This window comes from Streptomyces sp. DF42 (assembly GCF_058267695.1).
Map to the genome: position 1 here is coordinate 4,408,362 of NZ_CM177859.1, position 22,611 is coordinate 4,430,972.

General features: G+C 71.0%; 22 protein-coding genes. 12 read left to right on the forward strand and 10 right to left on the reverse strand.

All coding sequences use genetic code 11. The features are described 5' to 3' along the window. Nucleotides 1-24 precede the first annotated feature (24 nt). Nucleotides 25-1,827 carry a bifunctional metallophosphatase/5'-nucleotidase gene (locus ACYUED_RS20060; RefSeq protein WP_491293655.1) on the reverse strand — a complete coding sequence of 601 codons (1,803 nt, stop codon included), beginning with the start codon at nucleotides 1,825-1,827 and terminating at the stop codon, nucleotides 25-27. A gap of 157 nt (nucleotides 1,828-1,984) precedes the next feature. Between ACYUED_RS20060 and mshD the strand changes: the two genes are divergently transcribed. Next, the gene (mshD, locus tag ACYUED_RS20065; RefSeq protein WP_491293656.1) at nucleotides 1,985-2,911 is read left to right on the forward strand and encodes a mycothiol synthase; all 927 of its coding nucleotides are present in this window, start codon (nucleotides 1,985-1,987) and stop codon (nucleotides 2,909-2,911) included. Between the two features lie 267 nt (nucleotides 2,912-3,178). On the opposite strand, the gene ACYUED_RS20070 is transcribed toward mshD, so the two are convergent. The 5 genes from ACYUED_RS20070 to ACYUED_RS20090 all read right to left on the reverse strand — a co-directional run bounded on the left by ACYUED_RS20070 (nucleotide 3,179) and on the right by ACYUED_RS20090 (nucleotide 8,058). Continuing rightward, on the reverse strand, nucleotides 3,179-3,793 hold the full coding sequence (locus ACYUED_RS20070; protein WP_491294337.1) for an ABC transporter: 615 nt from the start codon (nucleotides 3,791-3,793) through the stop codon (nucleotides 3,179-3,181). A 267-nt stretch (nucleotides 3,794-4,060) separates the two neighbouring features. Then, nucleotides 4,061-5,584, reverse strand: coding sequence for an ABC transporter permease (locus ACYUED_RS20075; RefSeq protein ID WP_491293657.1), 1,524 nt, complete (start codon nucleotides 5,582-5,584; stop codon nucleotides 4,061-4,063). Beyond that, the gene (locus tag ACYUED_RS20080; protein WP_491293658.1) at nucleotides 5,581-6,453 is read right to left on the reverse strand and encodes an ABC transporter ATP-binding protein; all 873 of its coding nucleotides are present in this window, start codon (nucleotides 6,451-6,453) and stop codon (nucleotides 5,581-5,583) included. Before ACYUED_RS20080 ends, ACYUED_RS20075 begins: the two co-directional genes overlap by 4 nt. Continuing rightward, nucleotides 6,450-7,277: a cupin domain-containing protein gene (locus tag ACYUED_RS20085; RefSeq protein WP_491293659.1), complete on the reverse strand. Its 828-nt coding sequence runs from the start codon at nucleotides 7,275-7,277 to the stop codon at nucleotides 6,450-6,452. Before ACYUED_RS20085 ends, ACYUED_RS20080 begins: the two co-directional genes overlap by 4 nt. Nucleotides 7,278-7,515: 238 nt before the next feature. Beyond that, complete coding sequence (locus tag ACYUED_RS20090) at nucleotides 7,516-8,058, reverse strand: RNA polymerase sigma factor (RefSeq protein ID WP_491293660.1); 543 nt, start codon at nucleotides 8,056-8,058, stop codon at nucleotides 7,516-7,518. 111 nt (nucleotides 8,059-8,169) lie between these two features. On the opposite strand from ACYUED_RS20090, the gene ACYUED_RS20095 reads away from it, so the two are divergent. The 9 genes from ACYUED_RS20095 (at nucleotide 8,170) to ACYUED_RS20135 (ending at nucleotide 16,819) form a co-directional block, all read left to right on the forward strand. Then, nucleotides 8,170-8,583 carry a GntR family transcriptional regulator gene (locus tag ACYUED_RS20095; protein WP_491293661.1) on the forward strand — a complete coding sequence of 138 codons (414 nt, stop codon included), beginning with the start codon at nucleotides 8,170-8,172 and terminating at the stop codon, nucleotides 8,581-8,583. Next, complete coding sequence (locus tag ACYUED_RS20100) at nucleotides 8,580-9,500, forward strand: ABC transporter ATP-binding protein (RefSeq protein WP_491293662.1); 921 nt, start codon at nucleotides 8,580-8,582, stop codon at nucleotides 9,498-9,500. The genes ACYUED_RS20095 and ACYUED_RS20100 overlap by 4 nt, the downstream gene beginning before the upstream one ends. Next, nucleotides 9,497-10,465: an ABC-2 membrane transporter-related protein gene (locus tag ACYUED_RS20105; RefSeq protein ID WP_491293663.1), complete on the forward strand. Its 969-nt coding sequence runs from the start codon at nucleotides 9,497-9,499 to the stop codon at nucleotides 10,463-10,465. Before ACYUED_RS20100 ends, ACYUED_RS20105 begins: the two co-directional genes overlap by 4 nt. Then, on the forward strand, nucleotides 10,462-11,244 hold the full coding sequence (locus tag ACYUED_RS20110; protein ID WP_491293664.1) for an ABC-2 membrane transporter-related protein: 783 nt from the start codon (nucleotides 10,462-10,464) through the stop codon (nucleotides 11,242-11,244). Before ACYUED_RS20105 ends, ACYUED_RS20110 begins: the two co-directional genes overlap by 4 nt. A 329-nt stretch (nucleotides 11,245-11,573) precedes the next feature. Next, on the forward strand, nucleotides 11,574-13,808 hold the full coding sequence (locus ACYUED_RS20115; protein WP_491293665.1) for an RNA degradosome polyphosphate kinase: 2,235 nt from the start codon (nucleotides 11,574-11,576) through the stop codon (nucleotides 13,806-13,808). Then, complete coding sequence (locus ACYUED_RS20120) at nucleotides 13,789-14,907, forward strand: CHAD domain-containing protein (protein ID WP_491293666.1); 1,119 nt, start codon at nucleotides 13,789-13,791, stop codon at nucleotides 14,905-14,907. Before ACYUED_RS20115 ends, ACYUED_RS20120 begins: the two co-directional genes overlap by 20 nt. A 52-nt stretch (nucleotides 14,908-14,959) precedes the next feature. Continuing rightward, entirely contained in the window at nucleotides 14,960-15,400 is a 441-nt protein-coding gene (locus ACYUED_RS20125) for an NUDIX hydrolase (RefSeq protein WP_491293667.1), read from the forward strand. Nucleotides 15,401-15,704: 304 nt separating this feature from the next. Next, complete coding sequence (locus ACYUED_RS20130) at nucleotides 15,705-16,535, forward strand: SCO4651 family lipoprotein (protein ID WP_491293668.1); 831 nt, start codon at nucleotides 15,705-15,707, stop codon at nucleotides 16,533-16,535. Nucleotides 16,536-16,645: 110 nt separating this feature from the next. Further along, nucleotides 16,646-16,819: a hypothetical protein gene (locus ACYUED_RS20135; RefSeq protein ID WP_491293669.1), complete on the forward strand. Its 174-nt coding sequence runs from the start codon at nucleotides 16,646-16,648 to the stop codon at nucleotides 16,817-16,819. A gap of 37 nt (nucleotides 16,820-16,856) precedes the next feature. On the opposite strand, the gene ACYUED_RS20140 is transcribed toward ACYUED_RS20135, so the two are convergent. Beyond that, on the reverse strand, nucleotides 16,857-17,213 hold the full coding sequence (locus ACYUED_RS20140; protein WP_491293670.1) for a metal-sensitive transcriptional regulator: 357 nt from the start codon (nucleotides 17,211-17,213) through the stop codon (nucleotides 16,857-16,859). Between the two features lie 224 nt (nucleotides 17,214-17,437). Here ACYUED_RS20140 and ACYUED_RS20145 point away from each other — a divergent pair, with 224 nt between their 5' ends. Continuing rightward, a complete protein-coding gene (locus tag ACYUED_RS20145) occupies nucleotides 17,438-18,058 on the forward strand; it encodes a DUF47 domain-containing protein (protein WP_491293671.1) in 621 nt (206 codons plus the stop codon). Nucleotides 18,059-18,065: 7 nt separating this feature from the next. Continuing rightward, the gene (locus ACYUED_RS20150) at nucleotides 18,066-19,064 is read left to right on the forward strand and encodes an inorganic phosphate transporter (RefSeq protein WP_491293672.1); all 999 of its coding nucleotides are present in this window, start codon (nucleotides 18,066-18,068) and stop codon (nucleotides 19,062-19,064) included. 545 nt (nucleotides 19,065-19,609) lie between these two features. On the opposite strand, the gene pstB is transcribed toward ACYUED_RS20150, so the two are convergent. From pstB to pstC, 3 genes are read right to left on the reverse strand one after another with little or no spacing between them, the layout of a single operon-like run. Continuing rightward, complete coding sequence (pstB, locus tag ACYUED_RS20155; protein WP_491293673.1) at nucleotides 19,610-20,386, reverse strand: phosphate ABC transporter ATP-binding protein PstB; 777 nt, start codon at nucleotides 20,384-20,386, stop codon at nucleotides 19,610-19,612. Between the two features lie 49 nt (nucleotides 20,387-20,435). Then, nucleotides 20,436-21,497 (reverse strand): phosphate ABC transporter permease PstA, encoded by a 1,062-nt coding sequence (pstA, locus tag ACYUED_RS20160; protein ID WP_491293674.1) that lies wholly within the window; start codon nucleotides 21,495-21,497, stop codon nucleotides 20,436-20,438. Further along, a complete protein-coding gene (gene pstC / locus ACYUED_RS20165) occupies nucleotides 21,494-22,498 on the reverse strand; it encodes a phosphate ABC transporter permease subunit PstC (RefSeq protein ID WP_491293675.1) in 1,005 nt (334 codons plus the stop codon). Before pstC ends, pstA begins: the two co-directional genes overlap by 4 nt. Between the last annotated feature and the right edge of the window lie 113 nt (nucleotides 22,499-22,611).

The window sequence follows — 22,611 nt, forward strand, 5'->3', positions numbered from 1 at the left end:
GCAACCGAACCCGGGGTTTGCGATCTAGCTCACGATCGTGATCCGGTCGGCGGCCGGCGGCGCGATCGGGTTCGTCGCCGACGAGTTGGCCGTCAGGTACTGCTGCAGCGCCGCGAGGTCATCGGTACCGACCAGGTCGTTCGTGCCCTGCCCCAGCGTCGTGAAGCCGTCGCCGCCGCCCGCGAGGAAGCTGTTGGTGGCGACGCGGTAGGTGGCGGCCGGGTCGATGGCGGCGCCGTTGAGCTTGACGGAGTCCGTCACCACGCGGTCCGCGCCGCTCTTCGTCAGGTCCAGCGTGTACGTCAGCCCCGACGACGGCTGCAGGATCTTCGGCGCCGCAGCGTTCGTACCGCTCACCTGCTCCTTGAGCACCTGGATGATCTGGGCGCCGGTGAAGTTCTGCAGATTCACGGTGTTGGAGAACGGCTGGACCGTGAAGCCCTCGGCGTAGGTGACCACGCCGTCGCCCTCAGCGCCCTTGGCCGCGTAGGTCAGTCCGGCCCGCACACCGCCCGGGTTCATCAGCGCGAGGTCGGTCTCCGGGTCCAGCTCCTTGCCGTACGCGAGCTGCGCGTCGGCGATCAGGTCGCCCATGGGGGACTCGGTGCCGGTGTTCGGGACGTCGGCGGAGATGTAGCCGATCGCACGGTTGCCGATGGGGGCCGCGAGGGTGTTCCACTTGTCGATCAGCCGCGTCATGTCCGGCGCCTTGGCGACGGTCCGGGTGACCACATGGTTCGCCGACTTCACCGACGTACGGGCGATGTCACCGGTGAGGCGGTCGTACGTGAGCGTGGTGTCCGTGTAGAGGCGGCCGAAGGACGCGGCCGAGGTGACCATGCGGGGCCTGCCCGCCGGGTCGGGGATCGTGCACACGTACGCGCTGTGGGTGTGACCGGTGACCAGGGCGTCCACCGACGGCGTGATGTTCTTGGCGATGTCGACGATCGGGCCGGAGATGCCGCTGCCCGCGCCCGCGGAGTCGCAGTCGTAGTTGTACGACCCCGAGGCCGGGAAGCCGCCCTCGTGGATGAGCGCCACGATCGACTTCACGCCCTGCTTCTGCAGCACCTTGGCGTACTTGTTGATCGTCTCGACCTCGTCCTTGAACTTCAGGCCCTTGACCCCGTCGGCGGAGACGACACCCGGGGTGTCCTCCAGCGTCACGCCGATGAAGCCGATCCTGACGTCCTTCTTCTTCCACACCCAGTAGGGCTTGAGGATCGGCTTGTTCGTCTTCTCGTCGAGGACGTTGGCGGCCAGGTACGGGAAGTCGGCGCCCCTGAACTTCTTGTCCGTGTAGCAGCCGTCCTTGGGGTGGCAGCCGCCGTTCTGCAGCCGGGCCAGTTCCTTCGCGCCCTCGTCGAACTCGTGGTTGCCGACGCTCGTGACGTCCAGGTCGAGCTTGTTCAGCGCCTCGATGGTGGGCTCGTCGTGGAAGAGGCCCGAGATCAGCGGCGAGGCTCCGACCATGTCGCCGCCGGCCGCGGTGACGGAGTACGCCTTGCCCTTGCGGGCCTCGCGCAGATGGGTCGCGAGGTACTCGACACCGCCCGCGTCGATGCTCTTCGTCGTGCCGTCGGCCTGCAGTTCGCTCACGCGGCCCGACGAACCCGACGGCGGCTCCAGGTTGCCGTGCAGGTCGTTGAAGGAGAGCAGCTGTACGTCCTGGTAGCGGCTCGGGCGGTGGTGGCCGCCGCCCTTCGACTCGTGCGCGTTGGCCGGAAGCGCGGCGGCGAGTGCTCCGGCGGTGGCGAGTCCGGCGGCTGCGGCCACGAGACGGTACGTCCGTCTGCGGCGCTGGTTCGGCTGGGAAGTGGCTGGCATGCGCCCCCCTGTGGGTCGGCTGAGGAAGTGGTCCCCGTCCGGCGCAGCCTAGGGTCAACGCGCGTAGCGTGAAAAGGGATTCGTGATGACATCCTGGTTTTCCTTTACCCCTCCCTTGACCCCCACTTTGCGGGGCGGTCCCCTTACCCTCGTACGCATGACCAGCGACGACACCGCCCGGCCCGGCCGGACCCGCTCCATCGAGACCTACTCCGCGCTCTCCGCGGAGCAGACCGAGGCCGTGCTCTCACTGCTCGCCGACGCCGCCCGGGAGGACGGCCGGCAGGCGGTGTCCGAACAGGGGAGGCTGCAGCTGCGCGGCGGAGAGCGCGAGGGGGTGTCCCATCTGCTGCTCAGCGTCGAGGACGAACTCGTCGGCTACGCACAGCTGGAGGACACCGACCTGGTCGAGGCACCGGCCGCCGAGCTGGTCGTCCACCCCTCGTACCGCGGGCACGGGCACGGGCGGGCGCTGGGCTCGGCGCTGCTCGCCGCCTCCGGCAAGCGGCTGCGGGTGTGGGCGCACGGCGGGCACTCGGCGGCGCGGCATCTCGCGCAGGTCCTGGGGCTCACGCTCTTTCGCGAACTGCGCCAGATGCGGCGGTCGTTGACGGACCTGAACCTGCCCGAGCCGGTTCTCCCGGCCGGCGTCACGGTCCGTACGTTCGTCCCCGACGCCGACGACGCCGCCTGGCTCGCCGTGAACGCCGCCGCCTTCGCCCACCACCCCGAGCAGGGCTCCCTCACCCAGCGCGACCTCGACGACCGCAGGGGCGAGCCCTGGTTCGACCCGGCCGGCTTCTTCCTCGCCTTCCGCGGGGACGAACTCGTCGGCTTCCACTGGACGAAGGTGCATGCGGCCGAGCAGCTGGGTGAGGTGTACGTCCTCGGGGTGCGGCCGGGTGTGCAGGGCGGGGGGCTGGGCAAGGCGCTGACCACGATCGGGCTGCGGCATCTGGAGGCGCAGGGGCTGCCTGCGGTGATGCTGTATGTCGATGCCGACAACAAGGCGGCGGTTGCCGTGTACGAGCGGCTGGGGTTCGTGACGTACGAGACGGACCTGATGTACCGCACGGAGACGTGAGCCTCCGGCGGGTCGGCGGTGTGTTGTGCGGGTGTGTGGGGGTGCGCGTCCCTGGGGGCTGCGCCCCCGGACCCCCGTCGGCCTGCGGCGGTGTGGGATGGCGCGCCCCTGGGGGCTGCGCCCCCAGACCCGCGTCGGCCTGCGGCGGTGTGGGAGTGCGCGTCCCTGGGGGCTGCGCCCCCAGACCCCCGTCGGCCTGCGGCCTCGTCCTCAAACGCCGGACGGGCTGGTGGGTGCCGGCCTGCGGCGAAGAGGTGAAGCCCGCCCTCAGATGCCGGACGGGCCGGATGATGCCGGCCCGCGCCGAAAAGGCAGCGCCCGTCCTCGTAGCGGCTCGGGCATGCACAGGGTCAGCGCCGCCACTGCCCCCACCAGCAGCCATGCCCAGCGGACGTGCGCCGCGCCCCAGCGCTCGTCCTGCACGGACACGAACAGGGCCCACCGGTCGGGCGACAGCAGGGGCGCAACCACGGCTGTGAACAGCACGGTCGCCGCCACCGAGGGGCCCGGCCGGGGCTCGTCCGTCAGGCGTGGTGCCAGCGCGCCGACGGCAAGCGCCAGTACGCAGGCCGTGGCTGCCTCCAGGGTGATGTCGCCGACCGGGGGGCGCACCTCCGAGGGGACGAGGAGGAGCAGTGCCGTCCACCACAGCGCGGTGAGCGCGACGGCGTAGCCCAGGCGCAGGGCGGTGCGCAGGGGGCGGCGGACCGGCACCGTGGCGGTGGTGTGCCGGGCCGGGTCGTCCAGCAGGAACGCCAGCCCCAGCGCGTACGCGAGGATCGCGGAGCGCAGCAGGAGGAGGGCGGCCCGCGCGTCGGGCTCACCGCCCGCGAACCGCTGCACCCCGGCGATCACCAGGCCGAGCCCGCCGCCCGCCGCCACCGCCCGCCACGGCAGCGTCCGCAGGACGGGGAACGCCAACCCCCTCGTCACCCGCATCGACCCGCCTCCCTCCGCACCATCGCGCCCAGGAGCGCATCCGCCCAACCCGCAGACCAACACGGCAGCATCCGCGGCACGGGAAGCCCCAACCCCCTCGTCACCCGCATCGACCCGCCTCCCTCCGCACCATCGCGCCCAGGAGCGCATCCGCCCAACCCGCAGACCAACACGGCAGCATCCGCGGCACGGGAAGCGCCAAGCCCCTCGTCACCCGCACCTGTCCGCCGTCTTCGGTGCGGCCACGCCCAGCAGTTGTGCCGCTCGCGCGCTGGTCACCTTCGGGGCCGTCAGTTCCGTCCAGTGGGCCTTCATGCGGGTGGCCACGGTGTCGCGGGGCTTGCCCAGGAGTTCTCGTACGACGTCCGTCTGGCCCGCCGTCATCTCCATCGGGTCGGTCGGCGAGAGGACGATCGCCGAGCCCGTCACGCTGTCGTCGAGCCGGACGTCGCGCAGCGACTGCATCGGGTCGGGCATCCAGCTCAGGGCGAGCCACATGACGGTCACCATCCGGCCGTCGCACATCCCGCTCGTCGCCTTCTCGTCGCCCGCGACCAGCACCGAGGAGACGGCCGCCGAGAACTCCGGGACGCGGGGGCCGCCCCAGCGGGTGCCGACGGTGACCTGGTGCGGGGTGGTGGACGGGAGGATCGCCGAGTCGCCGGTGAGGCCGTAGGTGGCGTCGATGCGCTGCCGTACGAGAAGCGGCTGCCGGTGCGCGGTGCCGCCGGCCAGGGACCGGACGTGGTCCACCACATCGGCCCAGATGGCTGTCCGCGGCATCCACTCGGGGAAGGCGCAGTACGTCGACCCGTTCCGCCGCACGCAGGGCTGCACCTTTTCCGGGGTGTGGGTGGCCGCCTCCCGGGCCGCGATCGTGGCGGTCGGCAGGGCCGCGGTCTGGACCGCACCGGCCGTGACCGCCAGCGCCAGCGCCGCGGCGACGGCTCCCCTGAGGGCCCAGCTGCGGCTGCCGCCCGCCAGGACGGCCACGAGCGCCACCGTGAGTGCCAGGGCCAGCAGGTACAGCGCGTGCCAGGCCGCGGGCCGGCCCATCAGGTCCGAGGGCAGCGCGACGGAGCTGTTCTCGCCGATCATCGGAGCCAGCCAGCGCAGGCCGCGCTCGCCGTCCGCGGCGGGGAACGTTCCGGCCACGAACAGGAAGAAGAACAGCACGATCAGCAGTGGCGCCGCGAAGACCGAGGTCAGGAGACGGGCGAGCAGCACCCCGACCGCCCCGAAGAGCAGGACCGTCAGCGGGCCGACGAGGAGTTCGGCCGGTGATCCGCTGCCCACGGCATCGGGCTTGAACGCCGACCAGCCGAACTGGGCCAGCACGCCCGCCCCGACGAGCAGGGCGGGCGCCACGACGGAGAGCACATGGGCCGTCGTCCGCCGCCACGGCTCCAGCACCAGCACCGTGAAGTGGCGTTCCGTGTCGTGCCGCTTGGAACGCAGCACCGCCTGGTTGACGCACAGCAGCACCACGAGGGCGATGAGCAGCGGGCCGGTCTGGGTGGCCCGGTCGGCGTCCTGGAGTGCGGGGTGGCCGTTCCCCTGCTTCGGGGTGCGCCACACGATCCAGGCGACGTACAGCGCGAAGGCGAGCAGCATCGGGATCCGCAGCAGGAGCCTGCGTGCCTCGAAGAGGGCCAGGGCGACGACGGCCGACCAGGATCTGCGGGGCCCCTCGGTCCGCAGCGCGACGGGGGTTTCCTCCATCATCGTGGTCATGCCGCCACCTCCGCGCCCGCATCCGTGCCGGCGTCGTCCAGGGTGAGCAAGTAGCCGTCCTCCAGGGTGGGTTCGAGCAGGTCGGCGCCGTCGGGCGGGCTGCCGACATTGCGGAAGGAGCCTGTGCCCGTGCGCCAGCCGGCCTTCGCGCCGGGGTCGCGTTCCGTGCTGCTCCACACGTGTCCGGCCGCGCGCGCGGTCAGTTCGGCCGGGGTGCCGTCGAAGCGGATGCGGCCGCCCGCCATCACCAGGACGCGGTGGCAGAGCATCGCCACGTCCTCGGTCTGGTGGGTGGACAGGAGGACCGTGCGGCCCTCTCCCGCCTGGGCGATCAACTCCCGGAAGCGCATGCGCTGTTCGGGGTCGAGGCCGACGGTCGGCTCGTCGAGGACGAGGAACCCCGGGTCGCCGACGAGGGCGGCGGCCAGGGCGATCCGCTGCCGCATACCGCCGGACAGCTTCTTGATGCGCTTGGCCCGTACGTCGGCCAGGTCGACCTGGTCCAGCACACGGCGCACCTCCCGGTGGCGGGCGGCGCGGTCCGTCAGCTCCTTGAGGATCGCCACGTAGTCGACGAACTCGAAGGCGGTGAAGTCCGGGTGGAAGCCGGGCGTCTGCGGCAGATAGCCGAGCCGGCGCCGCACCTCCTGCCGGCCGGCCGCCGTCGCCGGGTCGTGCCCGAGCGCGGTGAAGGCGCCCCGGTCTGCGGGCACGGCGGTCGCCAGCACCCTCAACAGGGTGGTCTTTCCTGCCCCGTTGGGCCCGAGCAGCCCGGTGACGCCCTGCGTCAGCCGCAGCGACACGTCGTCGAGGGCGCGAGTCCCGCCGTAGCGGAGGCTGAGCCCGGAGGCGGAGACGGTGGGTGTCATACGGCACTTCCCTGGAAACGGTCGAAACGGTCACGTACGAGGAAGAGCAGCCCGCCGGCGAGCGCGGCCACCAGCGCCGCCACCCCCTGGCCGGCCGCGGTGAACGGCACGAGCGTGCCGGCGCCCTGGGCGCGGGCCGCCAGCAGCAGCGCGACCCAGGCCCCGCCGACCAGCGACGGCGCGAGCACCGGGCCCAGTCGGGCGGTGAGCGCCAGTGAGGTCGCGGTGAGGGCGAGCGCGGGCAGCAGCCAGGCCAGGGCGCGCAGCCCGTAGCCGGGCAGGGCGAGGGTCGCCAGGCCGCCCAGGCCGAGCCCCGCGACGAGCACGGCGACGGTCCGGATCATCAGCAGTCTGAACCCGTGCACCGGTGCGACCACCGCCATCTCGTACGTCGGGTCCAGCGCGGGTCCGTACGACAGCGCGACCCCGGCGAGGGGCAGCAGCGGCGCGAGGGCGAGGAAGAGTGTGGGCGCGGTGGCCGCCCGGGTCGTGTGGGCCGCCGCGACGCTCATCACGAGCACGGCGGCGACCGCGCCCAGCCAGGAGCGGCGCAGCACGGGCGTGGCCGCGAGCAGCCGTGCGGTGTGGTCGGCGACGCCCAGCCGCAGCAGCAGCGACTCGAACAACCGCGGCCGGGGCGCGTCGAGTTCCGCGTCCAGCCGCTCCCAGCCGGCGTCGAGCCCGACCGGGTCACCGACCTCGGTGAGGACGGCCCGGCACCGCGCACAGGCGGCCAGGTGGGTGTCGGCGGACCAGAGCAGGGGCGGCGCCAACTCGCCCTGGGCGTAAGCCCGTAGATCCTCCTCGGCAACATGCCAGGTCATACCGCCACCTCCCGCACCGGCTCCCGCCGACGCCTCCACGGACCCCGACCACCCACACGGCCGCCCACACGGCCACCCCCATCACCATCTCGGTGGCCGTCTCCGCGACCATCCCCATGGCCGACTCCGCGGCCGGCCACGGACCCGCAACCTCGATCGGCCACCGTGCGGCTCCCACCGCCGCCGGGCCCGCGCCGACGCGCGGTCCCGTGCACCCGATCGCGTACCTGTCCGTCGCTCATGCCAGTGCCTCCCGCAGTTGCTTACGGGCCCGCATCGCCCGTGTTTTGACCGTCCCCGGTGGTATGCCGAGCAGGACGGCCGCCTCGCGGGTGGTCAGCCCGTCGATGACCGTGGCCTGCAGCACCGCGCGGAGTTCGGGGGACAGGCGGACGAGGGCGCCCGCGAGGTCCCCGTGCTCCACTCCCGCGAGGACGCGCTCTTCGGCGGACGCCTCGTCACGGTGCCGCAGCCGCGTCAGCGCCTGCCGCAGCCGGCCGCGCGCCCCGTCGCCCCGCAGCGCGTCGATGAGCCGCCGCGAGCCGATCCGCCACAGCCACCCCGCGACGTCCCCTTCCTCGCGGTAGTGGGCCTTGCCCCGCCAGATCGCGAGGAACGTCTCCTGTACGACGTCGTCGACGACCCCCGCGTCGGCGCAGCGGCCGCGCAGCCGGGCGGTCAGCCAGGGCGCGTACCGCCGGTACAGCTCCTCGAAGGCGCGCCGGTCCCCGTCCGCCGCGACGGCGCGCAGCAGATCCCCGTCGCTTCTCGTTTCGCTCACGTCTCCTCATCGGACGGCCCCGGCGGATCGGTTCACACGATCGCACTTGACTTTGCCGCGCGGCTTGCACCACCCTTTCACTACTCAATTAGTGAAAGGGTGGTTGTACGGGTGGTCGAGTACCGCATCGACCGGCGCTCCGGCGTCGCCACCTACGTCCAGATCGTCCAGCAGACCAAGCAGGCCCTCCGACTGGGCCTGCTGGAGCCGGGAGACCGGCTGCCCACCGCGCGCGAGGTCGTCGAGGCCACCGCCATCAACCCCAACACGGTCCTGAAGGCCTACCGCGAGCTGGAACGCGAGGGCCTGGTCGAGGCCCGTCGCGGCCTGGGCACCTTCGTGCGCAGGACGCTCGGCGCCCAGCCGGCCGACTCGCCGCTGAGGGCCGAACTCGACGCATGGGCGCAGCGCGCCAGGGCGGGCGGACTCGACCGCGAGGACGTCGACGCCCTGTTCTCATCCGTCCTCGACCAGCGCTTCCCGAAAACCGACGAGCTCTTCCGTGAGCATGAGGGGGACCAGTGAGTTCCACGAGCACCATCCCGGCCGTCGCCCTGGAGGCGTCCGGGCTGGGCAAGCGGTACGGCAGGAGAGCCCCCGCGGCCCTCGACGACTGCTCCTTCCGCCTGCCCGCCGGCCGGATCAGCGCACTCGTCGGCCCGAACGGCGCCGGGAAGTCGACCCTGCTGGCCATGGCCGCCGGGCTGCTGCGGCCCACCGCCGGCACCCTCACCGTGTTCGGCCGGGCGCCCGGCGAGTTCCGTGACCGCGTGGCCTTCCTCGCCCAGAACAAGCCGCTGTACCCGCAGCTCACCATCGCCGACACCCTGCGCATGGGCGCCGAGCTCAACCCGTCCCGCTGGGACGCGGCGTACGCGTCCCGCATCGTCGAGGAGGGCTCGCTCGACCCCGCACAGAAGATCCGCGGCCTCTCCGGCGGCCAGCGCACCCGCGTCGCACTCGCCCTCGCGCTCGGCAAGCGGCCCGATCTGATGCTGCTCGACGAGCCGATGGCCGACCTCGACCCGCTCGCCCGGCACGAGCTGATGGGCACGCTGATGGCGGACGCCGCCGAACGCGGCACCACCGTCCTGATGTCCTCGCACATCGTCAGCGAACTCGCCGACGCCTGCGACCACCTGCTGCTCCTGGGCGGCGGCCGGATACGGCTCGGCGGCGGCATCGACGACCTGCTCACCGCGCACACCCTGGTGACCGGCCGCGGTACGCCCGCCGACCTCGCCCCGCACACGGTCGTGGAGTCCCGTGCCGCCGGCCGCGGCCTGACCGCGCTGATCCGACGCGACGGCCCGGTCGACGGCACCTGGGAGACCGAGGAACCGTCCCTGGAGGAACTCCTGCTCGCCCATCTCCGCTCCCCCGACGCCCCGGCCCTGCTCACCCCGGGCACCACCGCGGCCCCCGTGGAGGTGCGGGCATGACCACGACCACCGCCCCCGCCCCCGTCTCCGCCGCACCCCGCCGCGGCGCCCTGCGCCCGCGCGGCCTGGTCTGGACGGTCCTGCGGCTGCACCGCACGGCGCTGTTCGTCTGGCTCGGCTTCGTCGCCTGCACCGCCGCGTTCCTGCTCTGGCTGTACGGGCCCGGCGCGAACGCCACCCAGGCCAAGCTCGACGCCCTCGGCTACGGCGGGGTGCTCGACGCCGCCTACGACCAGGGCATGCTCCTCGGCTTCACCGCGGGCGCCTACACCAACCTGTTCTACGACCCGGGCACCCTGATCAGCCTCGCCTCCTTCGGCGTCGCGCTGTTCGCGGCGGGCCCACTGACCGCCCGCGAGCTGGAGTTCGGCACCGCACAGCTCGTCTGGGGGCAGTCCCCCTCCCCCGCTCGCTGGCTCGCCACCAAGCTCGCCATGCCCGCGCTGGCCGTCACCGCCGGCATGAGCCTGCTGGTCGTGCTCTACCGCCTGCTGTGGAACGCGCACGGCAATCTCCTGATCGCCGGCATCGGCCCGCGCGCCTTCTACTTCTCCGTCGGCCCCGCCACCGTCGCCGCGCCACTTCTGGGGCTCGCCCTCGGCGCCCTGGTCGGCCTGGCCGTACGCCGCACGCTGCCCGCCCTCGCCCTGGCCGGCGTCGGGTACTTCCTGGTCAACGCCTTCCGCGCCAACTCCTGGCCCTTCCAGGGCCGCTACCAGCAGCCGGAGCTCCACTCCCGCAGCTGGGCCGTGAACTCCAAGGGCGCCGTGATCCCGGACCCGGACTGCTACGACAACACACGCTGCCTGGCCCAGCACGACGTCGTGCGCTTCGGCCGCGAGTACCTGCCGTCGTCCGACTACTGGCCCCGCCAACTCCTGGAGACCGGTGTCCTGCTGGGCCTGACCGCGCTCGCACTCGCCGCCGCCTTCCTCCTCCTGCGCAAGAGGAGCAACCTCGTATGACCGCCCTCGGGTCCGCCGTTACGGGCTCCCCGGGCACCAGGGGCCTGGCCCGCACCGTGCTGCGCGTGCACCGCACGGCCCTGGCCGTGTGGACCGTCTTCATCCTGGCCGCGGTCGGCCACCTGGTGTGGCTGACCGAGGTCACGGCGAACTCCGTACACGCTCGCATCGCCGCCTGCAGTCCCACGGAGGATTCGTGCACCTTCTCGTCCGCACTCGGGGACTACACCGGCCCCCTGGGCATGACCAGCACCTTCGCCTACTACAGCTTCTGGGCCGTCGCCGCCTGGGCGGGCGGCGCGCTGATCGGCCGTGAGCTGGAGTCCGGCACCGCCCACCTCGCCTGGACCCAGGGCGTGAGCCCCGCCCGCTGGCTCGCCACCAAGCTCGCCGTGCCCGCGCTGGCACTCGTCATCGGCGACACGCTGTTGGTCGTCGTGTTCCGCTGGGCCTGGGCCGCGCACCGGGACCTGATGGGCGACGACTGGACCTTCGCTGACGTCTTCGCGGCCCGCGGCCCGACCCTGGTCGCGTACACCCTGTGCGCCCTCGCGGTCGGCACGCTCACCGCCCTGCTGCTGCGTCGCGCGCTGGCCGCACTGGCGATCTCGGTCGCCGTGATGATCGTGCTGAACCAGTACCTGGAGATCCAGCGCGAGGTCCGCCGGCCCCGGCCCCGCTTCTGGCCCATGACCCTCATGGAGAGCGGCATCCTCCTCACCGTCGCCGCCCTCGCGACCACCGCCGCCTTCGTCGTGCTGCGCCGCCGCACGGTGTGACGCAACAGATCCGCGTACGTCCTTCCACGAGCGGGAAGGGCGTACGTATCCTCCGGATGTTCTCCGAAGACGCGTTCCAGCCGGGGCCTACGTCCGCCCCGCCCACGTAGACGCCCGGGAGCCGCCCCCCGATATCCCACACGCCATGTCGCCGTAACCAACGGTTCAGACAGGCTTGCGAGGCTCGGCCAATGACGCCCTCCGTGCCGAAGCCTTCGCCACCCCCCGAGGGGCCTGCGGGGAACGGGGACGCTCTCCGCTCCGTGCAGGCGCTCCCGCCCGCGCTTTCCGACGCGCCCGTATCGCTCGGAACGCGGAAGAATGGGTTCATGAGCCAGCCAGAAACCGCCCAGGCACAGGTCCAGCACGCGCAGCCCTCCGTGGGCTCCATAGCCGCGCACCGCCCGCACACCGTGTCGGCCGTGGTATCCGACCTGGAACCCGACATCGATGCGGACCTCGACGCCTACGAGGAATCACCGTACGACGGGCCCCAACTGCCGCAGGGACGGTTCCTCGACCGGGAACGCAGCTGGCTCGCGTTCAACGAACGGGTCCTCGAACTCGCCGAGGACCCGAACACCCCGCTGCTCGAACGGGCCAACTTCCTCGCGATCTTCGCCAGCAACCTGGACGAGTTCTTCATGGTCCGGGTCGCCGGACTGAAGCGCCGTATCGCCACCGGCGTGGCCACCCGTTCCGCCTCCGGCCTCCAGCCCCGCGAGGTGCTGGAGATGATCTGGGCCCGCTCGCGCGAGCTCATGGCCCGGCACGCCGCCTGCTACCACGAGGACGTCGCCCCCGCGCTCGCGGAGGACGGCATCCACCTGGTCCGCTGGGCGGAGCTGACGGAGAAGGAACAGGCGCGCCTCTTCACCCTCTTCCGGCACCAGATCTTCCCCGTCCTGACCCCCCTCGCCGTCGACCCCGCGCACCCCTTCCCGTACATCTCGGGTCTCTCGCTGAACCTCGCGGTCGTCGTGCGCAACCCCGTCACCGGCCACAAGCACTTCGCCCGGGTCAAGGTCCCGCCGCTGCTGTCCCGCTTCCTGGAGAGCTCCCCCGGCCGCTACGTCCCCATCGAGGACGTCATCGCCGCCCATCTGGAGGAGCTGTTCCCGGGCATGGAGGTCCTGGAGCACCACGCCTTCCGCCTCACCCGCAACGAGGACCTGGAGGTCGAGGAGGACGACGCCGAGAACCTCCTCCAGGCCCTGGAGCGGGAGCTCATGCGGCGCCGCTTCGGGCCGCCGGTGCGCCTGGAGGTCGAGGAGTCCATCGACCGCGAGGTCCTCGACCTGCTGGTGCGCGAGCTGAAGATCAGCGAGGCCGAGGTCTACCCGCTGCCGGGTCCGCTCGACCTCACGGGCCTGTTCCGCATCGCCTCCCTGGACCGGCCCGAGCTCAAGTACAAGAAGTTCATCGCCGGCGTCCACCGTGACCTGGCCGAGGTCGAGTCGGCGTCCTCGCCCGACATCTTCGCGGCCCTGCGCACCCGGGACGTGCTGCTGCACCACCCGTACGACTCCTTCTCGACGTCGGTGCAGGCCTTCCTGCAGCAGGCGGCCGATGACGACGACGTGCTGGCCATCAAGCAGACCCTGTACCGGACCTCCGGCGACTCCCCCATAGTCGACGCGCTCATCGACGCCGCCGAGGCCGGCAAGCAGGTCCTCGTCCTGGTCGAGATCAAGGCCCGCTTCGACGAGCACGCCAACATCAAGTGGGCGCGCAAGCTGGAGGAGGCCGGCTGCCACGTCGTCTACGGCCTGGTCGGCCTCAAGACGCACTGCAAGCTGTCCCTGGTGGTCCGTCAGGAGGGCGACACGCTACGGCGGTACAGCCACGTCGGCACCGGCAACTACCACCCCAAGACGGCCCGCCTCTACGAGGACCTGGGCCTGCTGACGGCCGACCCGCAGGTGGGCGCCGACCTCTCGGACCTCTTCAACCGCCTGTCGGGCTACTCCCGCCGGGAGACCTACCGCCGCCTCCTGGTCGCCCCCAAGTCCCTTCGTGACGGCCTGATCTCGCGGATCAACAAGGAGGCCCAGCACCACCGTGCGGGGCGTCCGGCCTTCATCCGCATCAAGGTCAACTCGATGGTCGACGAGGCGCTCATCGACGCGCTCTACCGCGCGTCCCAGGCCGGCGTGCCGGTCGACGTCTGGGTGCGCGGCATCTGCGCGATCCGCCCGGGCGTCGCGGGCCTGTCGGAGAACATCCGGGTCCGCTCGATCCTCGGCCGCTTCCTCGAACACTCCCGTGTCTTCGCCTTCGGCAACGGCGGCGAACCCGAGGTGTGGATCGGCAGCGCCGACATGATGCACCGCAACCTCGACCGCCGTATCGAGGCCCTGGTCAGGGTTACCGACCCGGCCCACCGCGCAGCCCTGAACCGGCTGTTGGAGACCGGTATGTCCGACACCACCTCCTCCTGGCATCTCGGCCCGGACGGCGAGTGGATCCGGCACGCCACCGACGCGGACGGCGCGCCCCTGCGCAACGTCCAGGAGATGCTCATAGACGCCCGGAGGCGCCGGCGTGGCACAGCAACACCTTGACCCGACGGACCCCACGGCCGGGCCCGCCCCCGCTCTCGGCTCCACCCGAGTGGGAGGTCCCCCCACAGGCGAAGCCCTCGCGGGCTACCTGCGGGCCCAGGCCACGGAGTTCCTCCGCGCCCTGCGGCTCCACCGGGAGACCGGCCCCGCGGCAGGCAACGGCGCGGAGAATCCCGTCGACGCGGCGCGCGCCCTGCGCCGCTCGGTCCGCCGCATCAGCGGCAGCCTGCACACCTTCCGCCCGCTGCTGGAGACCGACTGGTCCGAGGGACTGCGACCCGAACTGGCCTGGCTGTCAGGGACGTTGTCGATGGAGCACGCGTACGCGGCCCGGCTGGAGCGGCTGCTGCTGGCGCTGCACAGGCTGTCCGGAGCAGCGGTGCTCCCTGCGCAGTCGGCGACCGCGGCACCTTCTTCGACCGCCGGCCGACCGGCCACCGGCGGACCCGCCACGGCCGCGGCCACCACCGACCGGGGCAACCTGACCGTCGGCGCGGCCAAAGCCGGAGCCCTGCTCGAACGCCAGCTCACCCTCGCCCGGACCCGAGCCCACAGCACCGCCCTCCAGGCGTTGGGGTCGAGCCGCTTCCACGCCGTCGCGGACAAGGTCGCCGTCCTGGCCAGCGAAGTCCCCCTCACCCCCGGCGCCGCCACCACCGACCTGTGCGTCCTGGCCGCCGCGGCCGAGGACCGCCTGTCGGACGCCGTGACCACGCTCCCCCTCGTCACCGCGGGCAGCCCCTACAACGCGGAGGCGCTGATCCACGGCCTCTCCCCGGATCCGGCCCCGCACCCCCAGGACACCCCCTGGCACCAGGTCCGCCTGCTCCTGCGCCTGGACCGCTACGCCCGCGAGACCCTCCACGGCACGGACGGCCCGATCGACGTCCGCCTGCTGACCGCGGGCCAGGCCCTCGACCGGCACCGCGACGCCTCGGAGGCGGCGGCCGCCGCGGCCTCGGCGGCCCGCACCCCTCGGATCGCCCCGGCGACGGCGTACTCGCTCGGGGTACTTCACGCAGATCAGCGGCACGAGGTGGAGGCGGCCCGCTTCGCCTTCCAGCAGTGCTGGCAGAAGCAGGCGGTGAGCACGCCCTGAGCCGGTGACCCCGGCGCCCGCAACCCCTGTCGAAGGAGACGGTGAACCACCCGTGACCCACGCCGACGACACCCTCATCCAGGCCGCGGGCTGCGTCCTGTGGCGCAGCTCCCCGGTCGACGGCGATCTGGAGATCTGCCTCGTCCACCGGCCGAAGTACGACGACTGGTCCTGGCCCAAGGGCAAGCTCAAGCGCGGCGAGGACCATCTGACCGGCGCGCTGCGCGAGGTGGCCGAGGAGTCGGGCTACACCGCGGACCCGGGCGCCGAGCTGTCCACGGTGCGCTACTTCGCGAACGGCCGCCCCAAACAGGTCCGTTACTGGGCGGCCGAGGCGGTCTCGGGAAGCTTCGCTCCCAACACGGAAGTGGACCGCGTCCTGTGGCTCTCCCCCGCCGCGGCCCGCAGCCGTCTGACCCAGTACCGGGACCGCACCCTCGTGGACGAACTGCTGACCGTCCTGCGTCATGCCGGACCGGACAGAACCCTCTGATCAGTAACCGTCCAGATGGCCCTCGGCGTCGGCCCGGGCCAGGCTGCGGGCTCTGCGAGCCGGGCCACGCCACCCGCAGCTGCACCGTGCCATACAGAACCGGCCCTGTTCGACCGTCGTCGTACGATGTTCTTGCTGCGCCACACAGACAACGTTACCCAGCCCTCACTGGTGCATCCCTCACCTGCAGCCATCGCCTGCCGTCGGCAGCGGGCTCCCTCTACGCGTGACGGCCCCCTCCGGCCGTCGTTAAGCGGAACGACAGGGGGCCCGTGACGGACGTACCGGCTGGGGGTAGCAGGCGATGGCGGAGCGGCAGCACAGAGGCACGGTCGTCACGGCAGGACTCATGGTCTGTGTCTGCGTGGGGACCGGCGGCTGCTCCGGCACCCGCTCCGCCGCAGTGGACTCCCGCGCCGCGGACCCCGTCGAGATCCTGCACCGCGCCGCGAACACCCTGGTGGAATCCGGCACGTCGAGGGCCACCACGTCGATGGAGATGGCCACCGGCGGCACCCGCGTCACCATCCGCGGCGAGGGCGACTACGACTACCGCCGCCGGCTCGGCCGGCTGAAGGTGCAGCTCCCGCAGACCCCGGCCGGCACCGCCGAGCACCGGCCGATCACCGAACTCCTCGCGCCCGGCGCCCTGTTCATGAAGAACCGGGGTGCGGGCGTGCCCGCCGACAAGTGGGTACGGGTCGACACGACCGACCTCTCCGACGGCAACCTGGTGACCGGCGGCGTCACCGACCCGTACACCGCGGCCGAGTTGCTGCTCGGCACGCGCACGGCGACGTACGTCGGCCGGACCCGACTCGCCGGGGTCGCGGTGCGGCACTACCGCGGCACCGCCGACCTGGCGAGCGCCGCGAAGGGCGCATCGGAAGGCGTCCGAGAGTCCCTGGCCACGGCGGCGAAAGGGTTCGCCACGGCCGAGGTCCCGTTCGACGTCTACCTCGACGACCAGGGCCGCATCCGCAAGATCCGGCACCGCTTCAGCTTCGTCAACGGCCACCGCAAGGACACCGTCGCGGTCGCCTCGACGACGCTGCTGTACGACTTCGGGGTCCGCGTCGACGTACGGTTGCCGGCGTCGAAGGACATCTACGCAGGGAAGATCGCCGAGCAGTAGGGCCGCGTGGTGGGTGACGCCGGGGGCGTCAAGAACTAGCCCGTCCGTGCCATGCGCGGTGTGTAGGCCGCTCCCTACTCTAGGAAGTCGGTAACGGCAGAGAAGAGGTGATGCACGTGGCTCCGGTCGGCGGTACGGCAGTTCAGGACCACGTGGCCCTCGCCGAGATCGAGCTGTGCGGAGAGCTGATCATCGCGGCCTCGGCCGCCGAGGACCGGCTCAGCCTTGAGAGCATCGACGAGGTGCTGAAAGTGACCGAGGAGCGCGACGCCTCCGGCGACTAGCCGGAGGCGTCTCTGCCAGGCCTTCGCCCGGCGGGCGTCAGGTGCGCAGCAGCCGCCCGATCGCCTTCGTCGCCTCCTCGACCTTCGCCTCGACCTCGTCGCCGCCCTTGACCGCGGCATCGGCGACGCAGTGGCGCAGGTGTTCCTCCAGGAGCTGCAGCGCGAAGGACTGCAGGGCCTTGGTGGAGGCGGACACCTGGGTGAGTATGTCGATGCAGTAGACGTCCTCGTCGACCATCCGCTGCAGACCGCGGATCTGCCCCTCGATGCGGCGCAGGCGCTTGAGATGCTCGTCCTTCTGCTTGTGATACCCGTACGTCGTGCCGTTCGTGCCGTTCGTGCTCTGCGTGCTGTTGTCGGAGGGCGCCGTCGCGCCGGCCTCGGTGGTCGTCATCGCGTCCTCCCGCAAGACGTGCGGACATATACCCCAGGTGGGTATATGGTATCGAACTTTGCTGGGTATAGGGCCCTTGGCCAACGCCTGCACCTGACCCCCGTACAGCCCCCGTGCCGATCGCTCTGCACGATGGGCGACACTGGAGGACGGCCCATTAGCAGTGGCTGGATGATGCGCCTAGCATCAGCCTGACCGAAACCGATGCATCCCGAGGACCCCACGTGCGCTTTCGTCTGACCCCCAGGGAGACGAGCTTCTATGACATGTTCGCCGCATCCGCGGACAACATCGTCACGGGCTCGAAGCTCCTGATGGAACTGCTCGGGGCGGACACCGCCGGCCGGGCCGAGATCGCAGAGCGTATGAGGGCAGCGGAACACGCGGGTGACGACGCCACGCACGCGATCTTCCACCAGCTGAACTCCTCGTTCATCACGCCCTTCGACCGCGAGGACATCTACAACCTCGCGTCGTCCCTCGACGACATCATGGACTTCATGGAGGAGGCCGTCGACCTGGTCGTCCTCTACAACGTCGAGGAACTCCCCAAGGGCGTCGAGCAGCAGATCGAGGTGCTCTCGCGGGCGGCCGAGCTGACCGCCGAGGCCATGCCGAACCTGCGCACCATGGACAACCTGACCGAGTACTGGATCGAGGTCAACCGTCTGGAGAACCAGGCCGACCAGATCCACCGCAAGCTCCTCGCGCATCTCTTCAACGGCAAGTACGAAGCGATCGAGGTGCTCAAGCTCAAGCAGATCGTGGACGTGCTGGAAGAGGCCGCCGACGCTTTCGAGCACGTGGCGAACACGGTGGAGACCATCGCCGTCAAGGAGTCCTGACTCCTTCATGGACACCTTCGCTCTGGTCGTGACCATCGCGGTCGCGCTCTTCTTCACTTACACCAACGGCTTCCACGACTCGGCGAACGCGATCGCCACGTCCGTCTCCACCCGGGCGCTCACGCCCCGGGCCGCGCTGGCGATGGCGGCCGTGATGAACCTCGCCGGAGCCTTCCTCGGCTCCGGGGTCGCCAAGACCGTCAGTGAGGGCCTGATCGCGACGCCGTCGGGCTCGAAGGGGATGGCCATCCTCTTCGCCGCACTCGTGGGCGCCATCACCTGGAACCTGATCACCTGGTACTTCGGCCTGCCGTCCTCCTCCTCGCACGCCTTGTTCGGCGGCATGGTGGGCGCGGCGCTCGCGGGCAGCACGACCGTGTACTGGAGCGGCGTCCTGGACAAGGTCGTCATCCCGATGTTCGTCTCCCCGGTCGTCGGCCTGCTCGTCGGCTATCTGGTGATGGCGGCGATCATGTGGATCTTCCGCCGGTCCAACCCGCACAAGGCCAAGCGGGGCTTCCGGATAGCGCAGACGGTGTCCGCGGCCGGCATGGCACTGGGCCACGGCCTCCAGGACGCCCAGAAGACCATGGGTGTCGTGGTGATGGCCCTGGTGATTTCCGGCCACGAGACGTACGGCGACCCGATTCCGGTCTGGGTGAAGATCGTCTGCGCCGTGATGCTGTCGCTGGGCACGTACGCGGGCGGCTGGCGCATCATGCGCACGCTGGGCCGGAAGATCATCGAACTCGACCCGCCGCAGGGCTTCGCCGCGGAGACCACCGGTGCGGCGATCATGTTCACCACCGCCTACCTCTTCAAGGCCCCGGTCTCCACGACCCACGTCATCACCTCGGCGATCATGGGCGTCGGCGCCACGAAGCGCGTGAACGCCGTGCGCTGGGGCGTCGCCAAGAACATCGTCATGGGCTGGTTCATCACGATGCCTGCTGCGGCGCTGGTAGCAGCGGGAGCATTCGGCGTCGTGGACCTCGCGTTCCTGTAGGACGTTTCCCGGCCGCGCGGGCTTGCGCTGCCGCGCGGGTTTCCGTTCTCTGGCGGGCTCCCCGTTCCCCAGCGGGTTCCGCTCCCTGACGGGCGTCCCGGTCGGCAGGCTTCCCTGGCCTCAGGCTTCCGCTCCCCCGCAGGCGCCCTGGCCCTCGCAGGCTCTCCTGGACTGGCGGGCGCCCTGGCCCAGCAGGCTCGCCATTCCCTCGCGGGCCCCCCGTTCCCCAGCGGGTTCCGCTCCCTGACGGGCGTCCCGGCCAGCAGGCTTCCCTGCCCCCGCAGGGATTTTTCTGATCCCACCGGAGCTTCTGCGACGCCGGTCGGCGCCTCTCAGCCCGTCCGGCGTTTGAGGACGAGGCCGAAGGCCGATCGGGGGGTCTGGGGGCGGAGCCCCCAGGGACGCGCACCCCCATTCACCCGCACAAAACACACCCCCCGCACCCCCACACAATGACGACGGGCCCGCCCCCAGAACAGGGGCGGGCCCTTCACCGTCCCCACGGTGGCACCGCCATGCAGCACCGCGGGGGGTCCGGTCACGGCCTAACCGAAGCGGCCGGAAATGTAGTCCTCGGTCGCCTGGACCGACGGGTTGGAGAAGATCCGCTCCGTGTCATCGATCTCGATCAGCTTGCCGGGCTGGCCGACCGCCGCGAGGTTGAAGAAGGCCGTACGGTCCGAGACACGCGCCGCCTGCTGCATGTTGTGCGTCACGATGACGATCGTGAAGCGCTCCTTCAGCTCACCGATCAGGTCCTCGATGGCGAGGGTGGAGATCGGGTCGAGGGCGGAGCAGGGCTCGTCCATGAGCAGCACCTTCGGCTCGACCGCGATCGCGCGGGCGATGCACAGACGCTGCTGCTGACCACCGGACAGACCCGAGCCGGGCTTGTTGAGGCGGTCCTTGACCTCGTTCCAGAGGTTCGCGCCCTTGAGCGACTTCTCCACGATGTCGCTGAGCTCGCTCTTCTTGTACGAGCCGTTGAGGCGCAGACCGGCCGCCACGTTGTCGAAGACGGACATCGTGGGGAACGGGTTGGGACGCTGGAAGACCATGCCGACCTCACGCCGCACGGCCACCGGGTCGACCCCGGCGCCGTACAGGTTCTCGTCGTCGAGCATGACCTTGCCCTCGACCCGGCCGCCCGACGTCACCTCGTGCATCCGGTTGAGGGTGCGCAGGAAGGTGGACTTGCCGCAGCCGGACGGGCCGATGAAGGCCGTGACGGTGCGGGGCTCGACGGTCATCGAGATGTCCTCGATGGCCCGGAAGGAGCCGTAGTAGGCGCTGAGGCCGCTGACGTCAATTCGCTTGGCCATGGAAATCACTGCTTCTTTCGAGGGGGAATCTGGTCGCTGTATGGCCGCGTCAGCGACCGGACTTCGGGGCCTTCCAGCGGGCGATGCCGCGGGCCGCGAGGTTGAGGATCATCACGAAGGCGATCAGCGTGAGCGACGCCGCCCAGGCTCGGTCGTACGCCGCGTTCGCGCCTGCGCTCTGCGAGTACTGCTGATAGATGTACAGCGGCAGCGACTGCTGCGCACCCTCGAACGGGTTGTTGTTGATGAACCGGTTGCCGAACACCAGCAGCAGCACCGGCGCGGTCTCACCGGCGATACGGGCGATGGCCAGCATGACGCCGGTCGTGATGCCGCCGATGGAGGTCGGCAGGACCACCTTCAGGATGGTGCGCCACTTCGGGACGCCGAGCGCGAGGGACGCCTCACGCAGCTCGTTCGGGACGAGCTTGAGCATCTCCTCCGTGGAGCGCACGACCACCGGCATCATCAGGATGGCCAGGGCCAGCGAACCGGCGAAGCCGAAGGGCTCCATCTTGAAGATCAGCATGATGCTGAGGATGAACAGACCCGCGACGATCGACGGGACGCCGGTCATCACGTCGACGAAGAAGGTGATGGCCCGGGAGAGACCGCCGCGGCCGTACTCCACGAGGTAGACCGCGGTGAGCACACCGATCGGCGCGGCGATCACCGTGGCGAGACCGACCTGCTCCAGGCTGCCGATGATGGCGTGGTAGATGCCACCGCCCGGCTGGGAGTCGGCGACCACACCCATCGAGTGGGTCAGGAAGTAGATGTCGAGGACCTTCACACCGCGCGAGACGGTCGTCCACACCAGGGAGACCAGCGGCACGACGGCGAGCAGGAAGGCGACCCAGACCAGAGCGGTCGCGATGCGGTCCTTGGCCTGGCGGCGGCCCTCGACGCCCGCGGCGATGCCGTACGTGGCGACGAGGAAGAGGAGGCCGGCGATCAAGCCCCACTGGACCTTGCTGTCGAGCCCGGCGCCGAGGCCGATGCCGACGGACACGGCCAGGGAGCCGGCGGCGATCGCCCACGGCGACCACTTCGGCAGCGAGGCGCCGCGCAGGCTGTTGGGCCGTTCTTCGGTGATGGCGGCGTTGCTCATGCGTTGGCCCCCGAGTACTCCTTGCGGCGGGCGATGATCATGCGAGCCGCGCCGTTGACCAGCAGGGTGATGACGAACAGGACCAGACCGGAGGCGATCAGCGCGTCACGGCCGAACTCGTCCGCCTCGCCGAACTTGCTGGCGATGTTCTGGGCGAAGGTGCCGCCGCCCGGGTTGAGCAGGCTGGCGTGGATCAGGAAGTCGGGGGAGAGCACGGTGGCAACGGCCATCGTCTCGCCGAGCGCGCGCCCCAGGCCCAGCATCGAGGCGGAGATCACGCCCGAGCGGCCGAAGGGGATGACGGCCATGCGAATGACCTCCCAGCGCGTGGCGCCGAGGGCCAGGGCCGCCTCCTCGTGCATCTGCGGGACCTGGCGGAAGACCTCGCGGCTCACGTTGGTGATGATCGGCAGGATCATGATCGCGAGCAGGATGCCGACGGTGAGCATCGAGCGCGGGGCGCCCTCTTCCCACGAGAAGATGCCGGTCCAGCCGAAGTAGTCGTTGAGCCAGCCGAAGAGGCCGTTCATGTGCGGTACGAGGATCAGCGCGCCCCACAGGCCGTACACGATGGACGGCACGGCGGCGAGCAGGTCGATCACGTACGCGATGGGACCGCGCAGCCTGCGCGGGGCGTAGTGCGTGAGGAACAGCGCGATGGCCACGGCGATCGGGACCGCGATGACCATGGCGATGATCGAGGAGATCACCGTGCCGTAGGCCAGGACGGCGATGCCGAAGCTCGGCGGGTTGAGGCTGGTGTTCCACTCGAAGGTGGTGAGGAAGTTGCCGTGGTCCTTGCTGATGGCGAGGGAGGCACGGTAGGTGAGGAAGACCGCGATCGCGGCCATGACCACCAACAGGAAGATGCCCGACCCACGGGAGAGACCGAGGAAGATCCGGTCACCGGGTCGGGTGGCGCCGCGCGCCGCACGCTTTTCTTCGGCGGAGGGCTGCGGGCTGGGGGGAGGAGCGTCGGTTATCTGTGTGGAAGTGTCCATCGGGTTCTCCGGTCTGCGGAACCTCACGCGGGGTGCGGTTCTGCGAAGCCGTACACGACATACGGCTCATGGCGGCGGTGCACCGGACGGTGCGGTCCGGTCCCGGGGCAGGC

What these genes read in the sequence shown, in the direction of transcription:
- pstC (WP_491293675.1), bottom strand. Translation starts at nt 22,498, where the DNA reads ATGGACACTTCCACACAGATAACCGACGCTCCTCCCCCCAGCCCGCAG.
- ACYUED_RS20080 (WP_491293658.1), bottom strand. Translation starts at nt 6,453, where the DNA reads ATGACACCCACCGTCTCCGCCTCCGGGCTCAGCCTCCGCTACGGCGGG.
- ACYUED_RS20150 (WP_491293672.1), top strand. Translation starts at nt 18,066, where the DNA reads ATGGACACCTTCGCTCTGGTCGTGACCATCGCGGTCGCGCTCTTCTTC.
- ACYUED_RS20115 (WP_491293665.1), top strand. Translation starts at nt 11,574, where the DNA reads ATGAGCCAGCCAGAAACCGCCCAGGCACAGGTCCAGCACGCGCAGCCC.
- ACYUED_RS20110 (WP_491293664.1), top strand. Translation starts at nt 10,462, where the DNA reads ATGACCGCCCTCGGGTCCGCCGTTACGGGCTCCCCGGGCACCAGGGGC.
- pstA (WP_491293674.1), bottom strand. Translation starts at nt 21,497, where the DNA reads ATGAGCAACGCCGCCATCACCGAAGAACGGCCCAACAGCCTGCGCGGC.
- ACYUED_RS20140 (WP_491293670.1), bottom strand. Translation starts at nt 17,213, where the DNA reads ATGACGACCACCGAGGCCGGCGCGACGGCGCCCTCCGACAACAGCACG.
- ACYUED_RS20085 (WP_491293659.1), bottom strand. Translation starts at nt 7,277, where the DNA reads ATGACCTGGCATGTTGCCGAGGAGGATCTACGGGCTTACGCCCAGGGC.
- ACYUED_RS20135 (WP_491293669.1), top strand. Translation starts at nt 16,646, where the DNA reads ATGCACGTGGCTCCGGTCGGCGGTACGGCAGTTCAGGACCACGTGGCC.
- ACYUED_RS20105 (WP_491293663.1), top strand. Translation starts at nt 9,497, where the DNA reads ATGACCACGACCACCGCCCCCGCCCCCGTCTCCGCCGCACCCCGCCGC.
- mshD (WP_491293656.1), top strand. Translation starts at nt 1,985, where the DNA reads ATGACCAGCGACGACACCGCCCGGCCCGGCCGGACCCGCTCCATCGAG.
- ACYUED_RS20075 (WP_491293657.1), bottom strand. Translation starts at nt 5,584, where the DNA reads ATGACCACGATGATGGAGGAAACCCCCGTCGCGCTGCGGACCGAGGGG.
- ACYUED_RS20130 (WP_491293668.1), top strand. Translation starts at nt 15,705, where the DNA reads ATGGCGGAGCGGCAGCACAGAGGCACGGTCGTCACGGCAGGACTCATG.
- ACYUED_RS20060 (WP_491293655.1), bottom strand. Translation starts at nt 1,827, where the DNA reads ATGCCAGCCACTTCCCAGCCGAACCAGCGCCGCAGACGGACGTACCGT.
- pstB (WP_491293673.1), bottom strand. Translation starts at nt 20,386, where the DNA reads ATGGCCAAGCGAATTGACGTCAGCGGCCTCAGCGCCTACTACGGCTCC.